Source organism: Dietzia sp. DQ12-76, assembly GCF_014145045.1.
Lineage (GTDB): Bacteria > Actinomycetota > Actinomycetes > Mycobacteriales > Mycobacteriaceae > Dietzia.
Genome location: NZ_JAALDV010000318.1, coordinates 1 through 5,559, shown reverse-complemented (window position 1 = coordinate 5,559; position 5,559 = coordinate 1). Strand labels below are relative to the sequence as shown.

Annotated in this window: 6 protein-coding genes; all 6 read left to right on the top strand. The window is 71.8% G+C overall.

The window, feature by feature from the left end:
- Positions 1-883: MCE family protein (locus G6019_RS11330; RefSeq protein WP_182627608.1), on the top strand; the 883-nt coding region annotated here is incomplete at its 5' end.
- Positions 880-1,923 carry an MCE family protein gene (locus tag G6019_RS11325; protein WP_182612748.1) on the top strand — a complete coding sequence of 348 codons (1,044 nt, stop codon included), beginning with the start codon at positions 880-882 and terminating at the stop codon, positions 1,921-1,923. The genes G6019_RS11330 and G6019_RS11325, both read left to right, overlap by 4 nt.
- Complete coding sequence (locus G6019_RS11320) at positions 1,914-3,023, top strand: MCE family protein (protein WP_107757815.1); 1,110 nt, start codon at positions 1,914-1,916, stop codon at positions 3,021-3,023. The genes G6019_RS11325 and G6019_RS11320 overlap by 10 nt, the downstream gene beginning before the upstream one ends.
- A gap of 5 nt (positions 3,024-3,028) precedes the next feature.
- Positions 3,029-4,129 (top strand): MlaD family protein, encoded by a 1,101-nt coding sequence (locus G6019_RS11315; RefSeq protein ID WP_182612749.1) that lies wholly within the window; start codon positions 3,029-3,031, stop codon positions 4,127-4,129.
- Positions 4,126-5,340: an MlaD family protein gene (locus tag G6019_RS11310; protein WP_182612750.1), complete on the top strand. Its 1,215-nt coding sequence runs from the start codon at positions 4,126-4,128 to the stop codon at positions 5,338-5,340. The genes G6019_RS11315 and G6019_RS11310 overlap by 4 nt, the downstream gene beginning before the upstream one ends.
- Positions 5,330-5,559, top strand: a 230-nt coding sequence (locus G6019_RS11305) for a hypothetical protein (RefSeq protein ID WP_206681824.1), incomplete at its 3' end; no start/stop codon positions are given. The genes G6019_RS11310 and G6019_RS11305, both read left to right, overlap by 11 nt.

Below are 5,559 nucleotides of genomic sequence, written 5' to 3'. Positions count from 1 at the left end.
CTCCGAGGTCACGGTCGCCGGCGTCCGCGTGGGCAGGGTGCTCGGAGTCCGGCGGGAGGTCGGCCCCCCGGGCGAGACGATCGCCGTCGTCGACTTCGAGGTCGAGCGCTCGACGCCGGTCGCGAGTGGCGCGCGCGCGTCGGTCCGCTACGGGGACATGCTGGGCATCCGCTACCTCTCCCTCGATCCCCCACAGGACGGCGGACCGGCCGTCGGCGGCGCCGACCCTCTGCCGGAGGGGACGCGTATCCCGCTGGAGGCCACCACCGATCCCGTGGACCTCACCGCGCTCGTCAACGGGTTCAAGCCACTGTTCGAGGCGGTGCGGCCGGACGAGGTCAACACTCTCTCGCGCACGGTGGTCGCCGCGTTCCAGGGCGAACCGGGTGCCATGGACGTCCTGCTCGCCCGCCTGGCGCTGCTGAGCCGGGACATCGTCGGCAGGCAGGACGTGTACACCAGGCTCGCGGACAACATCATGGCGCTCACCACCACGCTCACCGAGCGGGAGGCGGACCTCCAGCGGCTGGTCAGGGGACTCGACACCGTCTCCGGGGCGCTCGCGGACGGCGACGGGAACGATCTCGCGGCGCTCCTCGAGCGCGGGGACGCGGCCACCGCGACACTGGCCTCGATGCTCCGCGAGACCGAGCCGGATCTGCGCGCGAGCCTGGACGCCGCTCGTCACACGACCGACGGGTGGATCCCCAACACCCCGGCGTTCGACACCGCGATGGGCAAGGCCCCGCTGTTCGCCCGGGAGGTCAACGCCCAGGCCCAGAAGGGCGGCTTCCTGGCGCTCTACATGTGTAACTTCACGGTCAAGTGGGACGCCTGGGAGACCAGCCTGTTCGGCTACCGGAACTCGGGGGCGTGCCGATGAGTCCGATCGCCATGGTGCGGGAGAGTCTGCTCGACCTCGTCCGCGACCCGAGGCACGCCCGTCGCGGCAACACCGTCTTCGTGGGGGCCGCATCGATCCTGCTGGTCATCGCGGTCTTCGCGGCGAGCATGGCCCTGCCCCGACTCTGGTACGTCCTGCGTACCCACCACTACGCGGCCGAGTTCGCCAACGCCGGGGGGTTACGAACGGGGGACCCGGTGCTGGTGGCCGGCGTGCCCAGTGGCCGCGTGGATTCCCTTGCGTTGGAGCGCGGGCTCGCGGTGGTGGGGTTCCGGCTCGACCGGGGCCAGGTCCTGGGCGAGGCGAGCACCGCCACGATCGGTCTCAAGTCGATCCTCGGGAACAGGTTCCTCGAGGTCACACCGGCGGGTGGCGGGGACCTCGGCCCGGACCAGCGGATCGGGGTGGAACGCACCACGTCGCCCTACATGATCGACGACATCGGGGGAGCGGTCACGGACCTGGCCGAGGAGCTCGACACGACTGCCGTCAGCGCGATGATCGACAGCCTGGACAGCATCCTGCCGCAGGACGCCGGGGCCGCCGGTCAGTCGATCGACGACGTCTCCGCGGCCCTGGGTCTCCTCGCCCGCGAGGACGCGCGGATGTCCGGGGTGGTCACCACGACGCGCGAGCTGACCGGCGTCCTCGTCTCGCAGGAGGCGAGCATCCGGGCTCTGACCGACCAGTCACTCGTGCTGGTCACCGTGCTCGCCCAGCGTCGTGAGGCGCTCAGCTCGCTCGTGTCGTCCCTGGAGGATCTCGCGACCCGGGTGCGGGTGCTGCTCGACGAGGAAGCCGAGGACGTGGACCGCGTGCTGGGCAACATGCGCTCGATCAGCGAGACCTACCGGAGGAACATCGACGCGATGGACGAGGTCCTCACCCGGATGCCACCCGGACTCCGCGCGGTCACGGACGCGACCGGGAACGGCCCGTGGACGGATGTCGCCACTCCGACCGGCCCGATCCCGGATTCGGCGCTCTGCGCCCTGGGGGTGATGGACGGATGCAACTGAGACGTGTGAGCCGGTCCGGGGTCGTCGCGATCGTCGTCACCGCCCTCGCCGCCGTCCTGGTGGTGGCCTACCTGCTCTCCGGCGTCCGGGGAGACGGCGGTCGCCACGTGATCACGGCCGAGTTCGCCTCCGCCGAGGGCGTGTACGTCGGTTCGCAGGTCCGGATCGTGGGCGTCGAGGTGGGGATCGTCGAGAAGGTCGAGCCGACGGGGGAGTTCGCACGGGTGCGGCTCTCACTGGATCCCGGTACGCGGTTGCCCGCGGACGTGGGCGCTGTGGTGATGAACCCGGCCGTCATCGCCGACCGGTTCGTCGAGCTCACCCCCGCCTACGTGGGCGGGCCGACGTTCCCGGAGGGCGGGGTGATCCCGGCCGAGCGGACGCGGGCGCCCCTCGACTTCGACGAGTTCGTCTCCAGCCTGGACACCCTGAGCGCGGCGTTCTCGCCCGGCGCCGACGAGGTGGCACGTGGTCTCGACAGGGGGGCCGAGGCCCTCGACGGCCGGGGGGAGACGCTGAGCCGCGCCATCAGGAACCTGTCCACGGTCTCGGCGGTCGGCGGGGACCGGGCAGAGGACGTCGACGCGATCATCACCGAGCTCGCGGTGCTCATGGACGCGGCGGGCGGTCGCGACCAGACCATGCGCGACCTCGTGCTGGGACTCGACGACCTGGGCCGGCAGCTCCGGGACGACAGGATCGACGTGGCCGCCCCGGTGGAGGACCTGCGGGTGATCCTCGACGAGCTCGACGCGATCGTCGCCGAGCGCGGGGACGACATCACCGCGACGACCACCGCGACCCGCGAGGTGACGGCACTGTACGCACGCCACCGCGCGGACTTCGCCGAGTTCCTGGACCTGTACCCGGTGATGATGGAGAACCTCGCCGCAAGTATCGGGCCCGACGGCCGCGCGCGCATCCGCCTCAACGTCTCGTCCAACATCACCCACTTCGCCCGTGGTCGCGAGCTCTGCCGCCGTGAGCCGCTCCCGCTGTGCACGGGCGCGGGACTGACCAATCCGCTCATGTTCCCGGTCGAGCAGCGTGACCCGATCGGCCTCCTCGGCGCGTTCGACCGGGTCGCGGGGGGTGGATGAGGGCCATGCGTGAGACCGGAACCCGTCCGCACCCGGTGCGCGGACTCGTGACCCTTCTCGGGGTGGCGCTGCTGGGGGGTACGGCGATGGTGGCCGTGAACACCCCGCAACTCGCACTCCAGTCTGTTCCCCTGGGAATGGAGACCGGGGAGGGCTCGGCGGACGTGGAGATGCGGTTCGAGCGCGCCGACCGGCTCGCCCCCGGAGCGGAGGTCCGCTTCGGCGGACGCCTCGTCGGCCGGGTCCGCAGCGTCGGTACCGATGGAACCGAGGCCGTGATCGGCGTCCGCCTCGAGGGCGACTCCGGCGTACCCGCCGGCGTCTTCGCCGAGATCCGCCTGCCCACCGCCCTCGGCAGCCCGTTCATCGCGCTCACCCCGCCGGAGGCGCCCTCGACCGGTGCACTGCTCGAGGACACGGGGGTGGTTCCGCGGGCGCACACCGGCGTCGGGCCGGATCTCGAGTCCAGCCTCGCCTCGCTGGGGCTGCTGCTCAACGGGAGTGGGATCGCTCAGCTCGCCTCGGTGATGGAGGAGCTCACCGTGGCCCTGGACGGGCGAGGTGAGGAGATCGGGCGCATCCGGGAACGTGGTGATCGCGCCCTGGAGTTGTACGAGGCGAACCGCGACGAGATCGACCGGACGGTCCTCGCCCTGGACCGGGTCAACGCCTCGCTCGCCGGTCGCCGGGAGCTCATCGACCGCGGCATGCGGGTGTCCGCCGACCTCGTCTCGGAGGTGGCGGCGAGTCGGGAGACGATCACCGCACTCATGGACACCACCACCGCCCTGACGGTGCAGGTCGAGCAGTTCACCTCGGCCACGGACGGGCGCCTGACGCCGTCGCTGCGCACACTGACCGTCCTGCTCGAGGACATGGAGGGCTTCGGGGACGAGGTGGCCCCCACGCTGGACGCCCTGCAGCGCTTCGTCACGAACTTCGACGTCGCGGTCCGCGGTGACCACATGATGTTCGACGGCGCGCTCGACCTTCCCGGTTCGCTGGACGCCCTGGGCACCGGCGGGGAGGTGCGCGCGGGTCGACCGCTGCCACCCGGTGCCACCGGCCCGCCCGACGCCCAGCCGCCCGTGGGGGGTGCGCCGTGAACCGCCACGTCGTCACGCAGGCGCTGCTGTTCGCGGTCATCTCGGTGGTGGCCATCGGGTACGGCATCAGGTACATCGGGGAGGACGCCGATGTGGCGAGCGGTTTCCGGGTGGTGGCGCACGTCGAGGACGCGCGGGGCGTCGGGCCCGGGGTGCGCGTGACCTACCGCGGCGTGGACGTGGGCGAGGTCCAGGACGCCGTTCTCGACGGGGCCGGCGGGGTCCGGCTCCGACTGAGGATCATCGACGGGACCCTGATCCCCGTCAGCGCCCACGCTCGGGTGGTGACCAGCACGGCCCTGGGAGACAACCGGCTCGACGTCAGGCCCACGAGTGACACCGGTCCCTACCTGGGGGACGGTGATGAGTTGCTGGTCCCCGAGGACGAGCAACCCGCGTCGATCGAGCACCTCATCGCCGACATCGACACCTCGCTGCGGGCGCTGGACCCGGAGTCACTGGCCTCGTTCGGGGACAGCGTGGCCACCGCGCTCGAGGGCAACGGCCCGCGGCTGGGCGCGATCCTCGAGGACACCGCACTGCTCGCGGAGGTGGTGTCGGAGCAGGCTCCGACGTTACGGGGGCTCGTCGGTGACGGGCTGGTGACCGTACGCGCGCTGGCGGCGCGCCCGGATCCCCTCAGCGGCTCGGCCTCGGTGGCCCGCGACGTCGCCGGGCAGCTGTCCCGCCGGGAGGACACGCTCGTGTACCTGCTCGACCGCTCACCCGAGTCGATGCTCCGGGCCCAGGTGCTCCTCGATGCCAACCGGGAGGACGCGGCCGGCCTGCTCGCCAACACCCTCGTCGTCACACCCGTGTTCCGCGATCGGGGACCCGCCTGGGAGGCCGGCCTCACGCAGGGCGAGCGGGGACTGCGGGCCCTGGCGGGGACCGTGCGTGACGGGCGCGCGGACTTCCAGCTGGTCGCCACCCAGGGGCCGGTGTGCGTCTACCCGTACGAACCCCGGGACATCGTCGACCACTCCCCGCGTGAACCGGACCTGCGGTTGTACTGCCCGCCGGGCGAGGACCTGGAGCAACGGGGATCGCGGGCGGCTCCCCGGCCGAACGACGAGGGGCTGGCGGGTGCGACCGAACCCGGCACCAGGATCGGCCCGGACATGGCGGTCGACCCGGTGCTCATCCCGACCGGCAGAGAGATCGCCGCGTACTGGGCGACCATGATGGAAGGACTGCGCGATGGCGGCTGAGGCGACCACGGACGGCGACGTCCCGGAGGACAGGGCCCCGGAGGACAGGGCCCCGGAGGACACCTCCACGGTGGACGACGATCCCGTCGAGGGCACGGACGCCCCGCGGAGGAGCACCGCTCGCATCGTGAGCGCCCTGGTCGTGGTGGCATTGGTGGCCGCGTGTGCCTGGTTGGGCTATCTCGTGTGGTCTGACCTGACTTCCACAAGTTTTAGTGT